Source organism: Aliihoeflea sp. 40Bstr573 (genome assembly GCF_024105655.1).
Classification (GTDB): Bacteria; Pseudomonadota; Alphaproteobacteria; order Rhizobiales; family Rhizobiaceae; genus Aliihoeflea.
On record NZ_JAAAMH010000002.1, the window covers coordinates 131335 to 150925 of the forward strand.

General features: G+C 64.6%; 18 protein-coding genes. 9 read left to right on the forward strand and 9 right to left on the reverse strand.

Annotated elements, in window-relative coordinates; all coding sequences use genetic code 11:
* Positions 1 to 320: 320 nt before the first annotated feature.
* The 8 genes from GTK01_RS03855 (at position 321) to GTK01_RS03890 (ending at position 9928) form a co-directional block, all read left to right on the forward strand.
* A complete protein-coding gene (locus GTK01_RS03855) occupies positions 321 to 1370 on the forward strand; it encodes an enoyl-CoA hydratase/isomerase family protein (RefSeq protein WP_252924533.1) in 1050 nt (349 codons plus the stop codon).
* A gap of 77 nt (positions 1371 to 1447) precedes the next feature.
* Complete coding sequence (gene pcaD, locus GTK01_RS03860; protein WP_252924534.1) at positions 1448 to 2248, forward strand: 3-oxoadipate enol-lactonase; 801 nt, start codon at positions 1448 to 1450, stop codon at positions 2246 to 2248.
* Positions 2245 to 4332 carry a 3-hydroxyacyl-CoA dehydrogenase NAD-binding domain-containing protein gene (locus GTK01_RS03865; RefSeq protein WP_252924535.1) on the forward strand — a complete coding sequence of 696 codons (2088 nt, stop codon included), beginning with the start codon at positions 2245 to 2247 and terminating at the stop codon, positions 4330 to 4332. Before pcaD ends, GTK01_RS03865 begins: the two co-directional genes overlap by 4 nt.
* Positions 4329 to 5951 (forward strand): AMP-binding protein, encoded by a 1623-nt coding sequence (locus tag GTK01_RS03870; protein WP_252924536.1) that lies wholly within the window; start codon positions 4329 to 4331, stop codon positions 5949 to 5951. The genes GTK01_RS03865 and GTK01_RS03870 overlap by 4 nt, the downstream gene beginning before the upstream one ends.
* 10 nt (positions 5952 to 5961) lie before the next feature.
* Positions 5962 to 7143, forward strand: a complete 1182-nt coding sequence (locus GTK01_RS03875) for an acetyl-CoA C-acyltransferase (protein ID WP_252924537.1) — start codon at positions 5962 to 5964, stop codon at positions 7141 to 7143.
* Positions 7144 to 7153: 10 nt separating this feature from the next.
* Positions 7154 to 8356 (forward strand): pimeloyl-CoA dehydrogenase large subunit, encoded by a 1203-nt coding sequence (gene pimC, locus GTK01_RS03880; RefSeq protein WP_252924538.1) that lies wholly within the window; start codon positions 7154 to 7156, stop codon positions 8354 to 8356.
* A gap of 11 nt (positions 8357 to 8367) precedes the next feature.
* Entirely contained in the window at positions 8368 to 9510 is a 1143-nt protein-coding gene (locus GTK01_RS03885; protein ID WP_252924539.1) for an acyl-CoA dehydrogenase family protein, read from the forward strand.
* Positions 9511 to 9589: 79 nt separating this feature from the next.
* A complete protein-coding gene (locus GTK01_RS03890) occupies positions 9590 to 9928 on the forward strand; it encodes a TIGR01244 family sulfur transferase (protein WP_252924540.1) in 339 nt (112 codons plus the stop codon).
* A gap of 66 nt (positions 9929 to 9994) precedes the next feature.
* Here the strand turns inward: GTK01_RS03890 and GTK01_RS03895 are convergent, their stop codons facing one another.
* From GTK01_RS03895 to GTK01_RS03910, 4 genes are all read right to left on the reverse strand, one after another.
* Positions 9995 to 11317 carry a TRAP transporter large permease gene (locus tag GTK01_RS03895; RefSeq protein ID WP_252924541.1) on the reverse strand — a complete coding sequence of 441 codons (1323 nt, stop codon included), beginning with the start codon at positions 11315 to 11317 and terminating at the stop codon, positions 9995 to 9997.
* Positions 11314 to 11844, reverse strand: a complete 531-nt coding sequence (locus GTK01_RS03900; RefSeq protein WP_252924542.1) for a TRAP transporter small permease — start codon at positions 11842 to 11844, stop codon at positions 11314 to 11316. The genes GTK01_RS03895 and GTK01_RS03900 overlap by 4 nt, the downstream gene beginning before the upstream one ends.
* A gap of 213 nt (positions 11845 to 12057) precedes the next feature.
* Positions 12058 to 13095, reverse strand: coding sequence for a TRAP transporter substrate-binding protein (locus GTK01_RS03905; protein ID WP_252924792.1), 1038 nt, complete (start codon positions 13093 to 13095; stop codon positions 12058 to 12060).
* 125 nt (positions 13096 to 13220) lie between these two features.
* Complete coding sequence (locus GTK01_RS03910) at positions 13221 to 13691, reverse strand: Lrp/AsnC family transcriptional regulator (RefSeq protein ID WP_252924543.1); 471 nt, start codon at positions 13689 to 13691, stop codon at positions 13221 to 13223.
* Between the two features lie 117 nt (positions 13692 to 13808).
* On the opposite strand from GTK01_RS03910, the gene hppD reads away from it, so the two are divergent.
* A complete protein-coding gene (gene hppD, locus GTK01_RS03915) occupies positions 13809 to 14921 on the forward strand; it encodes a 4-hydroxyphenylpyruvate dioxygenase (RefSeq protein ID WP_252924544.1) in 1113 nt (370 codons plus the stop codon).
* A 49-nt stretch (positions 14922 to 14970) separates the two neighbouring features.
* Here hppD and GTK01_RS03920 read toward each other — a convergent pair whose 3' ends face one another.
* From GTK01_RS03920 to GTK01_RS03940, 5 genes are all read right to left on the reverse strand, one after another.
* Complete coding sequence (locus GTK01_RS03920; protein WP_252924545.1) at positions 14971 to 15159, reverse strand: DUF2783 domain-containing protein; 189 nt, start codon at positions 15157 to 15159, stop codon at positions 14971 to 14973.
* The gene (locus GTK01_RS03925) at positions 15156 to 16742 is read right to left on the reverse strand and encodes an FAD-dependent oxidoreductase (protein ID WP_252924546.1); all 1587 of its coding nucleotides are present in this window, start codon (positions 16740 to 16742) and stop codon (positions 15156 to 15158) included. Before GTK01_RS03925 ends, GTK01_RS03920 begins: the two co-directional genes overlap by 4 nt.
* Entirely contained in the window at positions 16742 to 17275 is a 534-nt protein-coding gene (locus GTK01_RS03930; RefSeq protein ID WP_371924263.1) for a DinB family protein, read from the reverse strand. Before GTK01_RS03930 ends, GTK01_RS03925 begins: the two co-directional genes overlap by 1 nt.
* Before the next feature lie 202 nt (positions 17276 to 17477).
* Positions 17478 to 18428 carry an MBL fold metallo-hydrolase gene (locus tag GTK01_RS03935; RefSeq protein ID WP_252924547.1) on the reverse strand — a complete coding sequence of 317 codons (951 nt, stop codon included), beginning with the start codon at positions 18426 to 18428 and terminating at the stop codon, positions 17478 to 17480.
* Positions 18429 to 18522: 94 nt separating this feature from the next.
* Positions 18523 to 19536, reverse strand: coding sequence for a fumarylacetoacetate hydrolase family protein (locus GTK01_RS03940; protein ID WP_252924548.1), 1014 nt, complete (start codon positions 19534 to 19536; stop codon positions 18523 to 18525).
* Positions 19537 to 19591: the final 55 nt, after the last annotated feature.

The following is a 19591-nucleotide window of genomic DNA, read 5'->3' on the forward strand; positions in this document are numbered from 1 at the left end:
CTTCCCCTCATTTCCGGGTAAGGACATCGCCATCGCAAACTCCTCCCTCAATTTACGGACATTCCGATTAGCGGCGATTTCCCGCCGTGGGAAGGGCGGGGGGTGGCGGAAGGGCGAATTTCGCCCGGGTCGTCGCGCGATCCTTGGCCAATCCATGCACAACGCGCCATGCCGCGAATCCGGGCCTGGAAGACAGCATCGCCTTCCACACCAGCTTGCCTTGCGCGGTCGCGCGTCGTTTTCTGCACATCCGCTGCGCATAGCCGACGATGGGCGGCAAGGCCATTCGACCTTAGGCTGGCAGTGAAGTGGAGGTGAACATGTCCGAGGCCGAAATCCTGTTCGAGACGCGCGGCAAGGCCGGCATCGTCACGCTGAACCGTCCCAAGGCGCTCAATGCGGTGACGCGGACGATGGTGGGCGAGCTTCATGCGAAGCTGGTCGAGTGGGCGAACGACCCCGCGATTGCGACGGTAGTGATCAAGGCGGCGGGCGAGAAGGCCTTTTCGGCCGGCGGCGACATTCGCCAGCTCCACGACTGGGGCAAGGCGAAGAACCCGGCGATGCGCGACTTCTACCGCGAGGAATACCGCCTCAACACCTTCATCAAGACGTACCCGAAACCCTATGTCGCGCTGGTCGACGGCATCGTCATGGGTGGGGGCGTCGGTGTCTCGGTCCATGGCAGCCACTGCGTCGGCGGGGCCAGGCTGATGTTCGCCATGCCCGAGACCGGCATCGGTCTCTTTCCCGATGTCGGCGGCACCTACTTCCTGCCGCGCCTGCCCCATCGCATCGGCACCTGGCTGGCGCTGACGGGTGCGCGGCTTGGCCAGGCCGACGCGCTGTGGTGCGGTCTGACAACCCATGCCGCGCCGGCCGAGCGCTTTGGCGAGATCGAGGCCGCGCTGGCCGAAGGCAGCGCGCCGGACACCGCACTCGCCACTTTTGCCGACCAGCCCCAAGGGGCGACGCTGCCGGACCTCGCGCCGACGATCGAGCGCTGCTTTGCCGGCGAGACGGTCGAGGCCATTGTCGCCGCGCTCGAAGCCGACGGCGGCGAATGGGCGACCAAACAGGCGTCCATCATCCGCACAAAGTCGCCGACGAGCCTCAAGATCGCGCTGCGCCAGATGCAGGAAGGCGCGAGAGCGGATTTCGAAACCTGCATGAAGATCGAGTTCCGGATCGTCAGCTGCGTGATCGAGGGACACGAATTCTTCGAGGGCGTGCGCGCCGTCATCATCGACAAGGACAACAGGCCGGATTGGCGTCCAGCCACTCTCGCCGAGGTCAGCGATGCCGATGTCGATGCCTATTTCGCGCCCCTGCCCGACGAACTCGACCTGTCCGCCATCGACCGGATGTGAATTTCGCCGCCTTCGATTGACGCGGGCGGCGCTTGCGACATACTTTGCGGTATGTTCAACCGGAAGGGAGGTCCGGGATGGCGTTCGCGCGCGTCAACGGCGTCGTTTTACATCATGAAGTCCGCGGTCCGGCGACAGCGCCAGCCCTCGTCTTTTCCAATTCGCTCGGCACCGATTTCCGCATCTGGAACGACGTCGTCGCCAGGTTTGGCGATGATTACCGCGTCGTTCTCTACGATAAGCGCGGCCACGGGCTTTCGGAGGCGACACCCGCGCCCTACCGGCTCGACGACCATGTCGGGGACCTTTCCGCCCTGCTGGATCATCTCGGCATCACCCGAGCGGCCATCGTCGGCCTATCGGTCGGCGGGCTGATCGCGCAGGGCATTGCAGCCAAGCGCCCTGACCTCGTTTCCGCGCTCGTCTTGATGGACACGGCCCACAAGATCGGCACAGCCGATATGTGGAACGCGCGCATCGACACGGTGACCTCCAAGGGCATCGGCGCGATGGCGGACGCGATCCTGGAGCGCTGGTTCACGCCCGCCTATCGCCGCTCCGACAATGCCGACTTCGTCGGGTACGCCGCCATGCTGACGCGCACGACGGTCGACGGCTATGCCGGCACCTGCGCGGCGCTGCGAGACGCCGATTTGACGCAATCGACCGCCGCCCTGAAGATGCCCGTGATGTGCGTCGTCGGCGATCAGGACGGCTCGACCCCGCCCGACCTCGTGCGCTCGACCGCAGACCTCGTTTCCGGATCCCGTTTCGAGATCATCGCCGATGCCGGACACCTGCCCTGCATCGAAAAGCCGGCCGAGACGGCCCGGCTTCTGCAGGATTTTCTGCGTTCGCACACAAGGACGAGACCATGACCGAATACGTAAAGGTGACGCGCGCGGACGAGATCGCGGTCATCACGCTCGACAACCCGCCCGTCAATGCGCTCAGCCACCATCTGCGCGAGCCGCTCTTCGCCGCGATCGAGGCTGCGCGCGATGATGAAACCATCAAGGGCATCGTCATCGCATGTGCGGGCCGCACCTTCATCTCGGGCGCGGACATCACCGAATTCGGCTCGCCCAAAGCGCTCGCCTCGCCTTCGCTGCCGGAACTCTGCAAGCTGCTGGAGACGTTGCCGAAGCCGGCAGTCGCCGCGATTCACGGCACGGCCTTCGGCGGCGGGCTGGAGCTCGCGCTTTCCTGCCACTACCGCGTGGCGGTCAAGTCGGCGCAGGTCGGCCTGCCCGAGGTCAAGCTCGGCCTCCTGCCGGGGTCGGGCGGCACGGTGCGCCTGCCGCGACTGACGGGTCCGGTCGAGGCGCTGAAGATCATCACGACCGGAAATCCGATCCCGGCCGACAAGGCGCACAAGCTCGGCGTCGTCGATCAGGTGGTGGATGGGGATCTCGTCGAAGCCGCGATCACCTTCGCGCGCTCGAAGATCGGGGAAAATCTCGTCGCCGTGCGCGACCGCCGGGACAAGATCGACAATGTCGACATGGCGGCGTTCGATGCCGCCGTCGGCGAGGTGAAGAAGAAGGCCCGCGGGCTCGACGCGCCGCTTGCTTGTGCCCAGTCGGTCCGCAATTCCGTCACCATGGATTTCGACGCGGCGCTGAAGGCGGAGCGCCAGTTCTTTCTCGATCTCGTCCAGGGCACGCAGTCGCGCGCGCAGCGCCACCTGTTCTTCGCCCAGCGCGAGGCGGCCAAGGTCAAGGGCGTCGAGGCCGACGTGAAGCCTCGCCCGATCGCGCGCGTCGGCGTCATCGGCGCAGGCACGATGGGTGGCGGCATCGCCATGTCGTTCGTCAATGGCGGCATCCCGGTCACGCTTCTGGAGATGAACCGCGAAGCGCTCGACCGCGGCCTCGCCACGATCGCCAGGAACTACGATATTTCCGTCCAGCGCGGCTCCATGACGACCGAGGCGAAGGACCAGCGTCTCGCCGCCTTCAAGCCGACGACCGACTATGCCGACCTTGCCGAATGCGACCTCATCATCGAGGCGGTTTTCGAGGAGATGTCGGTGAAGAAGGAGGTCTTCGGCAAGCTCGACCAGATCGCCAAGCCGGACGCGATCCTCGCCTCCAACACCTCCTATCTCGACGTGAACGAGATCGCGGATTCGACGTCGCGGCCGGAGGATGTCGTCGGGCTGCACTTCTTCTCGCCGGCCAATGTGATGAAGCTGTTCGAGATCGTGCGCGGCGCCAAGACCGCGCCGGACGTGCTGGCGACCGCGCTCGCCGTCGCCAAGAAGATCGGCAAGGTGCCGGTCGTCGTCGGCGTCTGCCACGGCTTCGTCGGCAACCGGATGCTCTCGGCCCGCTCGGCGGAAAACGAGGACCTCTTGATGGAAGGCGCGACACCGGCGCAGATCGACAAGGTGTTCACCGATTTCGGCTGGCCGATGGGTCCTTTCGCGATGGGCGACCTTGCCGGTCTCGACATCGGCTGGCGCAACCGTAAGGCGCTTGGCAAGACGGCCGCAATCGCCGACGCGCTGTGCGAACAGGGCCGCTTCGGCCAGAAGACGGGCAAGGGCTTCTATCTCTATGAGGCCGGCTCGCGCGCGCCGAAGACCGATCCGGATGTCGAGAAGCTGATCGAGGACAAGGCGCGCGAAAAGGGCGTCAACCGCCGCGACATCTCCGACGAGGAGATCATCGAACGCACGCTCTACCCGCTGATCAACGAGGGCTCGCTGATCCTCGAGGAGGAGATCGCCGCGCGGCCGTCCGACATCGATATCGTCTGGACGAACGGCTACGGCTTCCCGATCGGCAAGGGCGGGCCGATGTTCTACGCCGACACTGTCGGGCTGAAGAAGATCGTCGAGCGGCTCGACCATTGGCACGGCAAGACCGGCAAGGACGTCTTCAAGCCGTCCGCCCTCCTGCGCCGCCTCGCCGACGAGGAGGCGGGCTTCACCGCGCCGAAAAAGAAGGCGGCATGAGCCGGCTCGCCGACGCGCCCTGGAAAGGCATCTATCCGGCGGGCCTCTCGCCGGACGTGCCGCTCGACACCTATCCGGTGCACGAGCTCGTGGAGCGATCGGCGGGCATCTGGGGCGACAAGGCGGCCTTCGTCTTTCGCGGCCGGGAGTTTTCCCATCACGACCTGCAGCGCGAAGTCGACACATTCGCCAACGCGCTTGCCACGGCGGGCTATGCGAAGGGCGAACGGATCGCGCTTCTCCTGCCCAATACGCTCTACCATCCCATCGCCTTCTTCGGCGCGCTCAAGGCGGGGCTCACCGTCGTGCATCTCTCGCCGCTCGACGGCGAAATCGTGCTGAAGCACAAGATCGCCGACAGCGGCGCGCGGGCGATCGCGACGACCGATCTCGGCGGGCTTTCCATCAGGGCCGAAGCGCTGCGCGAGGCCGGTCTGGTGGAGCGTGTCATCATCGGCAGCGATGCTGCCCTCGACGGTTCGGGGACGCGCTGGCACGGCATCGAAACGGGCGCGTCCGCCGCCCTCCCCCGCGTCGAAGCCGGCGACCTTGCGCTGCTGCAATACACGGGCGGGACGACCGGTCTGCCCAAGGGCGCGATGCTGACGCACGCCAACCTGACCGCCGCCGTTTCGAGCTACGATGCATGGTTCACCGCGCATGGCCTCATCCGCCCCGGCGAGGATCGTGTGCTTCTGTTCCTTCCGCTCTTCCACATCTATGCGCTCACGGCAGTCATGTTGCGGGGGATCAAGAACGGGCTGACGCTCCTCCTCCACACGCGATTTGACCCAGAGACGGCGCTTGCCGAAATCGAGGCCGGCGCGACGAGCTTTCCGGGCGTGCCGACCATGTGGATCGCGATTGCCGCCACGCCGGGTTTCGAAAAGCGGAACCTCTCCTCGCTGCGCTACTGCGCATCGGGCGGCGCACCGCTTCCGGTCGAGGTCGCGCGCAGGCTGAAGCGCGCCACCGGCCACGACATTCTCGGCGGCTGGGGCATGACCGAGACGTCGCCCGCCGGCACCAACATTCCGATGACCCATCCGGACCGCGTCGCCACGATCGGCGTCCCTCTGCCCGGCATCTATGTCGACGTCGTCGCACTCGACGATTCCCGCCGCATCCTGCCGGCCGGCGAGACCGGCGAGTTGCGCATCTTCGGGCCGAACGTCATGTCGGGCTACTGGCGGCGCGAAAGCGACAACGACACTGTCTTCTCCGATGGCGGGTTCCTGACCGGCGACATCGGTTTCATGGACGCGGACGGGTTCTTCACCATCGTCGACCGCAAGAAGGACATGATCATCTGCGGCGGCTTCAACGTCTATCCACAGCTGATCGAGCAGGCCGTCTACACGCATCCCGACATCGAGGAGGCGCTGGTGGTCGGCATTCCCGACGCCTATCGCGGCGAGACGCCGAAAGTGTTCGCCAAGCTGCATGACGGCGCGCCGCAATTGACGCTCGACGCGCTGCGCACCTTCCTGAAGGGCAAGATCGGCCCGCACGAAATGCCCGGCGCGCTCGAAATCCGCCAGGCGCTGCCGCGCACGCCCGTCGGCAAGCTTTCCAAGCTCGAATTGAAACGCGAGGTGGCCGCACTGGCCGCCCAATGAGGAGGAATTCATGACAGACGCGGTTATCGTCTCCACAGCCCGCACGCCGATCGGCAAGGCCTATCGCGGTGGCTTCAACGACACGTCCGGGGCGGACCTTGCCGCCCACGCCATTCGCAACGCGCTTGCGCGCGCAGGCGTCGATGGCGGGGAGATCGAAGACGTCATCATGGGCTGCGCCATGCAGGAAGGCACCACCGGCCTCAATGTCGCGCGCCGCGCCGCACTCGTCGCAGGCCTGCCCGTCACCGCTGCCGGCACCACGATCGACCGCCAATGCTCATCGGGCATGCAGTCCATGGCGCTGCTCGCCAACGCCATTCGCAATGACGGCGTGCCGGTCGGCATCGCCGGTGGCATCGAATCCATCTCGCTCGTCCAGAACGACCACCGCAACACGTTCCGCCTTGTCGACAAGTCGCTGACGGGCCCCGCCGCCGACGTCTATCTGCCGATGATCGACACGGCCGAAAACGTCGCCAAGCGCTATGGCATCACACGCGAGCAACAGGACGAATACGGCCTCGAGAGCCAACGCCGCGTCGCCGCCGCGCGCGAGGCCGGCAGGTTTTCAGACGAGATCGCGCCGATGAAGACGCGCATGGCCGTCGTCGACAAGGAAACCAAGGAAATCTCGCATCGCGAGGTCGAAATCGCCCATGACGAAGGCCCGCGAGCGGATACCACCGCCGAGGGTCTCGCCGCCCTGAAGCCCGTGCGCGAGGGCGGCACCATCACCGCCGGCAACGCCAGCCAGCTTTCCGACGGCGCCTCGGCGCATGTCATGATGAGCGACAAGGAGGCCTCGCGCCGCGGGCTGACCCCGCTCGGCATCATGCGCGGCTTCAACGTCGCCGGCTGCGAGCCCGACGAGATGGGCATCGGGCCGGTCTTCGCCGTGCCGCGCCTGCTCGAACGTCACGGCCTAAAGGTCGACGATATCGGCCTTTGGGAACTGAACGAGGCCTTTGCCGTGCAGGTCATCTACTGCCGCGACAAGCTTGGCATCGACCCGGCCAAGCTCAACGTTAACGGGGGGGCCATCGCGCTCGGCCACCCCTACGGCATGTCCGGGGCCCGCCTTTCCGGCCACGCCCTGATCGAAGGCAAGCGCCGCGGCGTCAAATATGCCGTCGTGACCATGTGCGTGGGCGGCGGCATGGGCGCGGCGGGGCTGTTCGAGATCGTTTGAGGAGACCGAAATGGACCTTCGCTACACATCCGAGGAACTCGCCTTCCGCGACGAGGTGCGCCAGTTCCTGAAGGACAAGCTGCCCGCCGAGATCCGCCAGAAGCTGATCGACGGCGAGCACATGGACAAGGACGACCTCGTCACCTGGTCGCGCATCCTCAACGAGAAGGGATGGGCGGTGCCGCACTGGCCCACCGAGTATGGCGGCACGGGCTGGGACCCGATGCGGCAATACATCTACCTGGAGGAAACGCAGAAATGGCCGGCGCCGCAGCCGCTCGCCTTCGGCGTCAACATGGTCGGCCCGGTCATCTACACGTTCGGCAACGAGAAGCAGAAGGCGCATTATCTGCCGCGCATCGCCAATCTCGACGACTGGTGGTGCCAGGGCTTTTCCGAGCCCGGCGCGGGCTCCGACCTTGCCTCGCTCAAGACCAAGGCCGTGCGCGAGGGCGATCATTACGTCGTCAACGGCCAGAAGACCTGGACCACGCTGGCGCAGCATGCCGACTGGATCTTCTGCCTCGTTCGCACCGATCCGGAGGCCAAGAAGCAGTCCGGCATCTCGTTCCTGCTGATCGACATGAAGACGCCGGGAATCGAGGTCCGTCCCATCATCACCATCGACGGCGGACGCGAGATCAACGAGGTCTTCTTCACCGACGTGAAGGTGCCGGTCGAAAACCTCGTCGGCGAGGAGAACAAGGGCTGGGACTACGCCAAGTTCCTGCTCGGAAACGAGCGCATCAACATCGCCCGCGTCGGCATGTCGAAGCAGCGCCTGGCGCGCATCCGCGAGCTTGCGGGCAAGGAAATGTCTTCCGGCCGGCCGCTGATCGAGGATGAGCGCTTCCGCGAAAAGCTCGCCTCCGTCGAGATCGACCTGAAGGCGCTGGAACTGACGCAGTTGCGCGTCGTCGCCGCTGACGCCAAGCGCGGCAACACCGGCAAGCCGGACCCTGCCTCCTCGATCCTCAAGATCAAGGGCTCGGAAATCCAGCAGGCGACCACGCATCTGTTGATGCAGGTCATGGGCCCCCACGCCATGCCGTATCATTCGGGCGACATGGACGGCTCGAACGAACTGCCGATCGAGCCCGACTACGCCGCCACCGCCGCGCCGGGCTATTTCAACTTCCGCAAGGTCTCGATCTATGGCGGCTCGAACGAGATCCAGAAGAACATCATCGCCAAGGCGGTGCTCGGGCTCTAAGGAACGCACAAATGGACTTTGACCTTTCCGAAGAGCAAACCATGCTCAAGGACTCGCTCGACCGCCTCTTGAAGGACTCATACGGCTTCGAGCAGCGGCGCAAGCACATGGCGGAGCCAACCGGCTTCAGCGCCGAGATGTGGGACGCCTATGCCGAGATGGGGCTGATGGCCCTGCCCTTTGCGGAAGAAGACGGCGGGCTCGGCGGCACCCCGGTCGAGACCATGATCGTCATGGAATCGCTCGGCCGGGCATTGGCGCTGGAGCCCTATTTCGCGACCGTGATCCTCGGCGGCGGTGCGCTGCGGGCTGCGGCGTCGGCCGACCAGCGGGCCGAACTCGTGCCGCAGATCGCCGACGGATCGCTCAAGCTCGCACTCGCCCACACCGAGCGCAATTCGCGCTACGACCTTCACCATGTGGAGACGAAGGCGGCGAAGGACGGGGATGGCTGGCGCCTTACCGGCCAGAAGAGCGTCGTGCTCCATGGCGAGGCTGCCGACAGGATCATCGTCGTCGCTCGCACCGCCGGCGACACGCGCGATGAGAACGGCATCGGGCTCTTCATCGTGGACGCCGCAGCCGAGGGCCTGACGCGACGCGGATACCCGACGCAGGACGGCTCGCGCGCGGCCGAAATCAGTCTCGACAACGTGCCCGCCGAAGCACTTGGCGATCCGGCGAACGGATTGCCCGCGCTTCGGGCGACCATCGACGGCGCCATCGCCGCGCTGGCGGCGGAATCGGTCGGTGTCATGTCCGCGATGCACGATCTGACGGTCGATTATCTGAAGGTGCGCAAGCAGTTCGGCGTCGCCATCGGCGCATTCCAGGTTCTGCAGCACAAGGCGGTCGACATGTTCGTCGCCATCGAGCAGGCGCGCTCCATCACGCTTTACGCCACGATGATGGCCGACAGCGAAGATGCGGCCGCGAGGGCGCAGGCGATGCACGCCGCCAAGGCCGAGATCGGACGCGGCGGGCGCGTGTGCGGCGAGAACGCGATCCAGCTCCATGGCGGCGTCGGCATGACGATGGAATATGCCGTCGGGCACTATTTCAAACGCATGACGATGATCGACACGCAGTTCGGCGATGCCGACTTCCACCTGCGCGCGCTTGCCAGCGGCCAAGGCCTGTTCGAGGCAGCGTGAGCCCCGACATGGCCGGTTGCCTCGTGCGGCCGGCCATGCCAAATCTGCGGTCCCCAAAGACGCCCGCAGGAGACGAGACATGCAAATCCGCCAGATCACCGAGGACTATTCCGTCGCCCCGCAGATCGGTGTCGAGCATGTGCCGCTCATCGCCGGCGCGGGCTTCAAGAGCATCGTGTGCAACCGCCCCGACGACGAGGATCCAGGCCAGCCTTCGGTCGAAATTATCCGCAAAGCCGCCGAGGAAGCCGGCCTCGCCTTTCGTCACCTGCCGGTGATCTCCGGACAGATGACCGAGGACAATGCGCGCGACCAGGCCGCGATGTTGAAGGAACTGCCGAAGCCCGTTCTCGCCTACTGCCGCTCGGGCACACGCTGCGCCAATCTCCACGCGGCGATCCAGCAGATGGGGCTGTGAGCCTCACGCAGCCACCGGAATTGAAAAGGGCCGCTCGACGCGGCCCTTTTTTGTGCTTTCCAGCGCTCAGTAGAGCAACCGCACCAAAAACAGCGTGATCGGCGGGAACGCGAGCAGGACGATGGTGCGGATCATGTCGCTGGTCACGAACGGCATGACGCCCTTGTAGGTCTGCACGATGGGCGTCGACCGGTCCATCGAGTTGATCACGAACAGGTTCATGCCAACCGGCGGCGTGATCAACCCCACCTCGACGACGATCAGCACCAGGATGCCGAACCAGAGCGCGAATTCCTCGGGTCCGAGGCCGTAGTCGAGCTGCGAGACGATGGGAAAGAAGATCGGGATCGTGAGCAGGATCATGGACAGAGAGTCCATGAAGCAGCCGAGGACGATGTAGAAGATCAGGATGCCGATCAAGACCATCATGGGGTCGAAGCCCTGGCTGGTGATGAAGGTCGCGGCGGCGACCGGCATCTGCGAGAGCGCCAGGAAGGAATTGTAGAAGGCCGCGCCGAAGACGATGAAGAAGATCATCGCGGTCGCCGACGCCGTCATCAGGATGGAATCGATCATCGTCTTGCGGGTCAGGCCGCCATTGATCCAGGCGATGAGGCCCGTGCCGGCCGCGCCGATCGCAGCAGCTTCGGTGGGCGTGAACCAACCCGTGTAGATGCCGCCGACGACGGCGATGAAGACGAGAAGAACCGGCCACACGTCGAAGAGCGCGCGGAAGCGCTGGCTGTAGGGCTGGCGCTCGCTCGAGCCGGCGGATTCGGGATAGAGGCGGACATAGATCGCGATGGCAATCATATAGCCGATGGCCGCCAGGATGCCCGGCACGAAGGCCGCGACGAAGAGCTTGGCGATGTTCTGCTCGGCGAGGATCGCGTAGATGACCAAGACGACCGAGGGCGGGATCAAGATGCCGAGCGTTCCGCCGGCCGCGAGCGTGCCCGTCGCCAGAGCGCCGGAATAGCCGTGGCGCTTCAGCTCAGGCAGCGCGACCTGTGCCATCGTCGCCGCCGTTGCGAGCGAAGAGCCGCAAATGGCGCCGAAGCCGGCGCAGGCGCCGATCGCCGACATGGCGACGCCGCCCTTGCGATGCCCCAGCCAGGAATTCGCGGCGTTGAAGAGCGACTGCGACATGCCGCCGAGCGAGGCGAACTGCCCCATCAGGAGAAACAGCGGGATGATCGACAGCGAATAGGACGAAAAGGTCGAGTAGGTCTCGCCCTTCAGCCGCGACAGGATCGGCGTCGGCGAGCCCATGATGAGATAGGTGCCGACGAGGCCTGTGATCAGCATGGCGAGCGCGATCGGAATGCGCAGGAAGATCAGGAACAGAAGCGCCGGGAACGACCAGAGGCCGAGTTCAAGATTGCTCAATGGACTGCTCCCTGGCCGGGGCCGAGAATGGCGCGGCCGGCCCGCACTTCCTGAACGCGCACGAACAGGACGTAGAACGAGACCAGGACGGCCACGCAGACCGCCACCATGGCCGCGGCAAAGCCCCACCAGACGGGGAACTGCAGGATGAAAGTCGTTTCCTGGTAGCGGATCTTGTCCCACATGCCGTGCCACAGCTGCACCGCGATAAGCACGATGACCGCCGTCATCAGCAGTTCCGTGACGAGGTCGATCACACGATTGATGGCTGGTGACAGGAAGCTGGTGAAGACATCGACCGTAGCGTGGCCACGGGTCAGCTGGCACCAGGGCAAAAAGGCGAAGACGGCAAAGGCGGTGCCCACCTCGACCAGTTCGAAATCGCCCGGCACCGGCTTCAAGCCGAACGCCGTCAGACCGCGCCCGGTGATCGAGACCACGGTGATGACCGTGATCGCCACCAGTGCGAAGCCGCCGATAATCGCCAGACCGCGGGCGAGCCCGGTCATGAATCTCGAGAGGTTCATCCTCTCCTCCCTCAAACACACCGCTCCAGCAGGCAAGCTATAGTCGCGCCCGCCCCGGAGCAATGAACTCCCAGACGCGGATTGTTATAGAATATAACGTTAGGAATCAAGCCGGCGGCACGTGCGCGCCCACGATCGAAAGCGTGCGTCCGGGAGGTCGAAAAGGAAATATGGAACGGGCGGAAACCTCTGGCCTCCGCCCGTTCTCAACACCTATTCGGCGGTGTACTTCTCGATCAGACCGCGCGCTTCATCGAGCAGCGCCTGACCTTCGACGCCCTTGCCATCCATCTCCGCGACCCAGTTGTCGATCACCGGCTGGGCGGCCTCCTGCCACTTGGCCGATTCCTCGGCCGAGAGCTCGATGATGTTGTTGCCTTCGGCCAGCTTGCGGCCCGGAGCATCGTATTCCTGCTGGGTGCGGCCGGCGAAGGCCGAGAACTCGGCGCCCGAATTGTCGTCGATGATCTTTTTCAGATCGTCCGGCAGGCTGTCATACTTGGCCTTGTTCATCGCCAGCACGAAAGTCGTCGTGTAGAGCGCGTGGTCGCCGCCGAACTCGGTGTGGTTCTTGACGAGCTCGGGCACGCGAAGCGCCGGCGTCACTTCCCACGGCACGACAGCGCCCTGGATGACGCCCTTCGACAGGGCCTCGGGGACCTGCGGGATCGGCATTCCGATGGGGTTGGCGCCCAGTTCGGTCAGAAGGGCCGTGATCACGCGCGTCGGCGCGCGGACCGTCATGCCCGACAGATCTTCCATCGTCTCGACAGGCTCGCTCGAATGAATGATGCCGGGACCGTGCACCCAGGTACCCAGAATGTGGGTATCGGCGAATTCGGTGTCGCGCAGCTTCGAATCGAAGATGTCCCAATAGGCGCGCGAAGTGGCCTCGGCATTGGTCATCATGAAAGGCAGTTCGAAGACCTCCACCGAGGGAAAGCGCCCTGGCGTGCTTCCGGGCAGCGTCCAGACGATATCCACCGTGCCTTCGGCCGCCTGGTCGTAGAGCTGCGGTGGCGTGCCGCCGAGCTGCATGGCCGGGTAGCGCTCGATCTTGATGCGGTCGCCGGAAGCTTCCTCGACCTTGTCGGCCCACACGTCGAGGACATGGGTCGGCACGTTTGCCTGCGCCGGCAGGAAATGGTGCAGCCGCAGCGTCACCTCCTGCGCCAGCGCGGATGTGGAACCCGCCAGCCACGTCGCCGAGGCCAGCACACCGGCGGCAAGCGCCGCCTTGAAAGACTTCATCTGCATCGATTTCCTCCCTGATGCTGCGGACCGGCCGCTCTCCCACGATAGCCGGTCTTCAGGTCGCGATCCTACATGGATTTATGTAACAATAAAGAGCGGACAGACGTGATTTTCGTAACACGTCACAGCGGCAGCGCATCGGTTTCCTTCAAGGTCTGGAGCACGATCGCCGTCTTCACGTGCTGCACCGACTCATGCGGCAAAAGCACCTCGTTGACGAAATCGGCGAGCGACTTCAGGTCGGGCGTCACGACCTTCAGGAAATAGTCCATCTCGCCGGTCAGTGCATAGGCCTCCTGGACCTGCGGCAACCGCGCCAGAAGTTCGGAGAAGCGTCGCGCATTGTCGCGGTTGTGGGTGGCAAGCGTCACCGAGATGACGTTGACCAACGGGAAGCCGAGCCGTTCGCGGTCGAGCGTCGCGCGATAGCCCTTGATGAACCCCGCTTCCTCAAGGCGCTGGCGACGCCGCGAACATTGCGAAGGGGACAGGTGAACGCGCTCGGAAAGGTCGTTGTTGGTCAGCCTCGCATCTTGCTGCAAGAGCGCGAGTATACTGCGGTCGAACTGATCAATTGCGTTCATCTCAGCCATATTCGGCGCACTCCATGCATGTTTCGCGCATACTGTGCTTCTCCTGCGCGTCAAAATGCAAGCCGTTTGCGCCCTGGCTCGGTTAAGATTTGTCCAATCGATTTTCAAGAGGATGAAATGGGTCCCTTCCCGCACGACGCACCGCCAGCCGCGATCACGCGCGCCAACCCGGCCGGCACGGACGGCTTCGAATTCGTCGAGTTCGCGCATCCCGAGCCCGAAAAGCTCGCCGAGCTTTTCACGCGCATGGGCTACGCAAAGGTCGCGACCCACAAGACGAAGAAGATCGACGTCTGGCGGCAGGGCGACATCAACTACGTGGTCAATGCGGAGCCCGGCTCGCACGCCATGCGCTTCGTCGACGAGCACGGCCCATGCGCCCCCGCCATGGCCTGGCGCGTGGTCGACGCGAAGCACGCCTTCGACCATGCCGTCGCCAAGGGCGCGGAGCCCTATGAGGGTGATGACAAGACGCTCGACGTGCCGGCTATCGTCGGCATCGGCGGCTCCCTCCTCTATTTCGTCGAAACCTACGGCGAACGCGGCTCGGCCTATGACGCCGAGTTCGAGTGGCTGGGCGAGAAGAACCCGAAGCCCGAGGGCGTCGGCTTCTATTATCTCGATCACCTCACCCACAACGTCTTTCGCGGCAACATGGACAAGTGGTGGGCTTTCTACCGCGAACTCTTCGGCTTCAAGCAGATCCACTTCTTCAACATCGACGGGCGCATTACCGGCCTGATGAGCCGGGCGATCACGAGCCCGTGCGGCAAGATCCGCATTCCGCTCAACGAGTCCAAGGACGAGACGAGCCAGATCGAGGAATATCTGCGCAAGTACAAGGGCGAAGGCATCCAGCACATCGCGGTCGGCACGGACGGCATTTATGACGCGACCGACAGGCTCGACGCGAACGGCCTCAAATTCATGCCGAAGCCGCCGGAAACCTACTACGAGAAGAGCCGCGATCGGGTCATCGGCCATGACGAACCGATCGATCGCATGATGAAGCACGGCATCCTGATCGACGGCGAAGGCGTGGTCGACGGCGGCACGACCAAGATCCTGCTGCAGATCTTCTCCAAGACCGTGATCGGCCCGATCTTCTTCGAATTCATCCAGAGGAAGGGCGACGAGGGATTTGGCGAAGGCAATTTCCGCGCGCTGTTCGAGAGCATCGAGGAAGACCAGATCCGGCGCGGCGTCATCAAGGTCGAGGCCGCCGAATAGGCTGCGCGTTCGACCAAGTGGAGGAAGGGCCTCGCCTTGCGGCGGGGCCCTACTTTTTAGCGGCTTCGAGAATCTGACGAATGCGCGAAGCCTCGCCCACCTCGTTGGCGAGCAGAAGCACCAGGCGAGCATTCAGCCGCGCGCTTTCCTCAAGGCCCAGACCGTCATGCGCGGCCATCAGCGCCGCGTAGAAATCGTCGCCAGCCGCGCCCAGCCGGTCTTTGCCGATTTCGCTCATGTCATCCCCCTTGAGCGTTCGTAAGCGGCGACAATTTCGGAGGCCGACGGATTGTCGAACCGGGCCGCAAGATGCTGATCCGGCCGGATCAGCCAGACCGTGCCGGCGCCATAACGCCTGACGACCAGTCCTTCGGCATCGTTCAGGATTGTCGCATCGTCCCGTCGTGTGCCGTCGGTGGCGACGAGGACGCGCCCAATCTCGTCGGGCAGCCCCTCCGGCAGGTCCGCCTTAACCGCCATCACCGCGAAGCGTCCGCCGAAATGGTCGAGCAGCCATCCGCCTTCGACCGGCGCATCCGTCATCGCTTGCCCGACGCCCTCGCCGGGTCCCTGCAAGGAGAGGCCCGCCAGCGAACATGGCCGCGAAAGACGGCCGGAATTGACCAGTTTTCGCGCGAACTCGTGCTCGCCTGCAAGGTCGAGCACCGCGTCGCGGAAGATGCGCTCCATCTCGCTCTTGGGCGTCATGAAGCCGGTCGCGCGCGATGAATTCAAGATGTTCTCGTCGGCGCCGTGGATGCGTTCCTCGTCATAGGAGTCGATCAGGCTCTGCTGCGCCTCGCCCTTCACCACGAGCGCCAGTTTCCAGATCAGGTTGTCGACGTCCTGGATACCGCCATTGCCGCCGCGCGCACCGAAAGGCGAGACGATATGGGCCGAATCGCCCGCGAACACCACGCGGCCGTGGACGAAGCGGTCGAGCCGGCGGCACTGGAAAGTGTAGACCGAGACCCAGTCGAGCGTGAAATCGCGGTGGCCGACGATCGCCTCGATGCGCGGGATGACGTTCTCGGGCCGCTTCTCCACCTCCGGATCGGCGTCCCAGCCAAGTTGCAAATCGATGCGGTAGATGTCGTCCGGCTGCTTGTGCAAAAGCGCAGATTGTCCCTTGTGGAAGGGCGGCTCGAACCAGAACCAGCGCTCGGGCGGGAAATCCGCCTTCATCTCGACATCGGCAATCAAAAACCGCTCTTCGAAGACTCGCCCGGCAAAATCGAGCCCCATCATCGCGCGAACGGGCGAGCGCGCCCCATCGCAGGCGATCAGCCATTCGGTTCCAAGTTCGTAAGGTCCGTCCGGCGTGTCGACCGAAATGCGCACGCCGTCATCGGATGGCACCACCGCCGTTACGCGGTTCTTCCATCGAAGGTCGATCAGATCCGGGAAGTCGGCTGCGCGCTCGACCAGATACTGTTCGACATAATATTGCTGGAGGTTGATGAAGGCCGGCATCTTGTGGCCGGGCTCGGGCAAGAGGTCGAAATTCCACACCTCCCGGTCGCGGTGGAACAGCCGTCCGACCTTCCACGTCACGCCCTTTTCCACCATGCGCTGGCCTATGCCGAGCCGGTCCATGATCTCGAGCGTGCGCTTCGACCAGCAGATGGCGCGCGAGCCGAGAGATACGACGTCATTGTCGTCGAGCACCACGCATTCGATGCCGTGCAGCGCGCAGTCGATCGCCGCTGCCAATCCGACCGGGCCAGCGCCGACGATGACGACTTTCCGGCGCGCGCCCGCCCCGCCGGAGAGTTCAGGCGGCGTCGCATAGGGAAAGGGCTGGTACTGGTAGCGCGGCATCAGGCGAGCCCCATGCGGCCGATCTCCGGATCGCGCTCGAAATCGAGAAAGAACTCGTCGAGTTGCGGCGGCTTCACGTCGGTCCCGGCCAGCATCGCATGCGCCTGCCCGCGATGGTGGATCTGGTGCTGGAAGAGGTGGGCGAGAAGATCGGCGATCCGCTCGGGGAATTGCCCCTTCTGGCCGCGATCCGTGATGACGGTCCGCCCGGCGTCCGCATCGGCGAGCCCGTCGCAGAATGCGATCAGCCGCTCATCCGCCGCCTTTTGCAGCGGCAGGAGTTCGGATGCGTGGGCGAACACGATCTCGTCGTCATAGACCCGCTCTCCGCGTCCGCCCTCTTCCAGCGCGTCGATGTAGTAGAGGTCGACGAAGTGGTTGTGGGAAAGGGTCGCGGCGATGGAGGGGAAGAAGGAGGTGCGGGTCGCGGTGAACGATGCGCTGTCGAGATTCGCGCAGGCGCGCAGAAGGACGTGGTTCGACCAGCGATTGTTGCGCGCCATGGCCGAGAAATGTCGCTGCAGGTTGGTCACGTGATCCTCCCGTTACTGAAGCAATGCGGGCTTCAATACCCCCACCCCACACCCCTCCCCACAAGGGGAGGAAGACGTCGGCGTCGAGCCCCACTGTTCAAATCAGATCAATCCATCTGAGGTGAGGTGCGACGCTGACATCCTTCCTCCCCCTTGTGGGGAGGAATAGAAGGTGGGGGTACCTGAAGCCCGCAAACTTGCCTCACCCCTGCAACTGCGCCCACATCGCCTTGTCGCGCTCGGCGGTCCAGATGCGCGGCGTGTCGATGCCGAGGGCTTCGTCATAGGCGCGGGCGACGTTGAACGGCAGGCAGTGCTCATAGATCGCGTAGTCGCCGAATTTCGGGTCGCACACCTCGCGGCAGGCGTCCCACGCGTCCTTCAACGAGCCGCCGCCCTGCGCCACGCGCGCGATCGGGCGGTAGGTCGACATGACGAAATCGGCGGTATTGTCGATCGCGTCATTGACCATGGCCGAGCCGACCAGCGCGTCGCCGCGGCCGGGCGCGATGGCGTCGAGATCGAAGGCGCGGATTTCCTCCAGCGTCATCGGCCAGTCGGAAAAGTGCCCGTCGCCGCAATAGCAGGCGGAGTGGTATTCGACGATGTCGCCGGTGAACATCACGTTCTCGTCCGGCACATAGGCGACGATGTCGCCCGCCGTATGGGCGCGGCCGAGGAACATCAGGTCGACGCGGCGCTTGCCCATGTGGACGGTCAGCCGGTCGTTGAAGGTCATGGTTGGCCAGGTCAGGCCGGGGATGGATTCATGGCCCTGGAAGAGGCGCGGGAAGCGGCCGAACTCGGAATCCCAGTCCTCCTGCCCGCGCTCGACCACCATCGAACGGGCCTTTTCCGACATGAAGATTTCCGACGCGCCATAGGCCGAGGCGCCCAGCACGCGCACTGCGTGATAGTGCGACAGCGTCACATACTTGATCGGCTTGTCGGTGACGGTCCGGATCTTCTCGATGACCTTGTTGGCCAGACGCGGCGTTGCCTGCGCGTCGACGATCATCACGCTGTCGTCGCCGATGATGACGCCGGTGTTGGGGTCGCCCTCGGCGGTGAAGGCCCAAAGGTCGCGGCCGATCTCGGTGAAGGAGATGTTCTTTTCGGCCATGTCGCCGGTGGATGCGAAGTTCTTGGTCATGTCTGCTCCAGTTTCGATGCTGGTCTTGTCCGTTTCATTCCGGCCAAGACCGCGCATGTTGAGGGCGAGCCGGGACGAGGTCCCTGGTCAGCCCTCAGCGCTCGTATTTCTCGACCACCTGCTCGATCGCGCCGAAGATTGAATGGCCGGCCTTGTCCTTCATCTCGATGCGCACCGTATCCCCGAAGCGCATGAAGGGCGTTACGGCCTTGCCAGTCTCGATCGTCTCGATGGTGCGGATTTCGGCGATGCAGGAATAGCCCACACCGCCGCCATCGACCGGCTTGCCTGGACCACCATCGAGCTTGTTCGACACCGTGCCCGAGCCGATGATCGAGCCCGCGCAAAGCGGCCGCGTCTTTGCCGCATGGGCAATCAGGGTCGGGAAGTCGAAGGTCATGTCGACACCCGCATCGGCGCGGCCGAAGGGCCTGCCATTGTAGTCGACCATCAAGGGCAGCGAGAGCTTGCCGCCGTCCCAGGCATCGCCAAGTTCCTCAGGCGTGACCGCGACCGGCGAGAAGGCGGAGGACGGTTTGGACTGGAAGAAGCCGAAGCCCTTGCCGAGTTCGGCCGGGATGAGCCCGCGCAGCGACACGTCGTTGACGAGCATGACCAGGCGGATTGCCTCGCGCGCTTCATCGACGCTCGCACCCATGCGCACGTCGTCGACGATCACGGCGATCTCGCCCTCCATGTCGATGCCGTAGGCCTCGTCGGCCATGACGATCGGATCGCGCGGGCCGGTGAACGAATCCGAGCCGCCCTGATACATGAGCGGGTCGGTCCAGAACGTTGCCGGCATCTCGGCATTGCGCGCCTTGCGCACGAGTTCGACGTGATTGACGTAGGCCGAGCCGTCCGCCCACTGATAGGCGCGCGGCAAGGGCGACATCGCGTCATGCTCGTGGAAGCGTTCTGCCGGCACCGCGCCATGCTCGAGGCTCTCGGCCAGCGCTTCGAGGTGCGGCGCGATCCGGCGCCAGTCGTCGAGCGCGGCCTGCAGCGTGGGCGCGAGGAACGAGGCATCCGTGTAGCGCGTCAGATCGCGCGACACGAGCACCAGTTTACCATCGCGCGTGCCGTTCTTCAGCGTGGCAAGTTTCATGCAGTCTCCATCCCTAAAAGTTCATGCGCCCGCCGGCACTGACGGCCGGATGCGT

Coding starts and splice junctions, on each gene's coding strand:
- GTK01_RS03855 (WP_252924533.1), top strand. CDS start 321: ATGTCCGAGGCCGAAATCCTGTTCGAGACGCGCGGCAAGGCCGGCATC.
- pcaD (WP_252924534.1), top strand. CDS start 1,448: ATGGCGTTCGCGCGCGTCAACGGCGTCGTTTTACATCATGAAGTCCGC.
- GTK01_RS03865 (WP_252924535.1), top strand. CDS start 2,245: ATGACCGAATACGTAAAGGTGACGCGCGCGGACGAGATCGCGGTCATC.
- GTK01_RS03870 (WP_252924536.1), top strand. CDS start 4,329: ATGAGCCGGCTCGCCGACGCGCCCTGGAAAGGCATCTATCCGGCGGGC.
- GTK01_RS03875 (WP_252924537.1), top strand. CDS start 5,962: ATGACAGACGCGGTTATCGTCTCCACAGCCCGCACGCCGATCGGCAAG.
- pimC (WP_252924538.1), top strand. CDS start 7,154: ATGGACCTTCGCTACACATCCGAGGAACTCGCCTTCCGCGACGAGGTG.
- GTK01_RS03885 (WP_252924539.1), top strand. CDS start 8,368: ATGGACTTTGACCTTTCCGAAGAGCAAACCATGCTCAAGGACTCGCTC.
- GTK01_RS03890 (WP_252924540.1), top strand. CDS start 9,590: ATGCAAATCCGCCAGATCACCGAGGACTATTCCGTCGCCCCGCAGATC.
- GTK01_RS03900 (WP_252924542.1), bottom strand. CDS start 11,844: ATGAACCTCTCGAGATTCATGACCGGGCTCGCCCGCGGTCTGGCGATT.
- GTK01_RS03905 (WP_252924792.1), bottom strand. CDS start 13,095: ATGAAGTCTTTCAAGGCGGCGCTTGCCGCCGGTGTGCTGGCCTCGGCG.
- GTK01_RS03910 (WP_252924543.1), bottom strand. CDS start 13,691: ATGGCTGAGATGAACGCAATTGATCAGTTCGACCGCAGTATACTCGCG.
- hppD (WP_252924544.1), top strand. CDS start 13,809: ATGGGTCCCTTCCCGCACGACGCACCGCCAGCCGCGATCACGCGCGCC.
- GTK01_RS03920 (WP_252924545.1), bottom strand. CDS start 15,159: ATGAGCGAAATCGGCAAAGACCGGCTGGGCGCGGCTGGCGACGATTTC.
- GTK01_RS03925 (WP_252924546.1), bottom strand. CDS start 16,742: ATGCCGCGCTACCAGTACCAGCCCTTTCCCTATGCGACGCCGCCTGAA.
- GTK01_RS03935 (WP_252924547.1), bottom strand. CDS start 18,428: ATGACCAAGAACTTCGCATCCACCGGCGACATGGCCGAAAAGAACATC.
- GTK01_RS03940 (WP_252924548.1), bottom strand. CDS start 19,536: ATGAAACTTGCCACGCTGAAGAACGGCACGCGCGATGGTAAACTGGTG.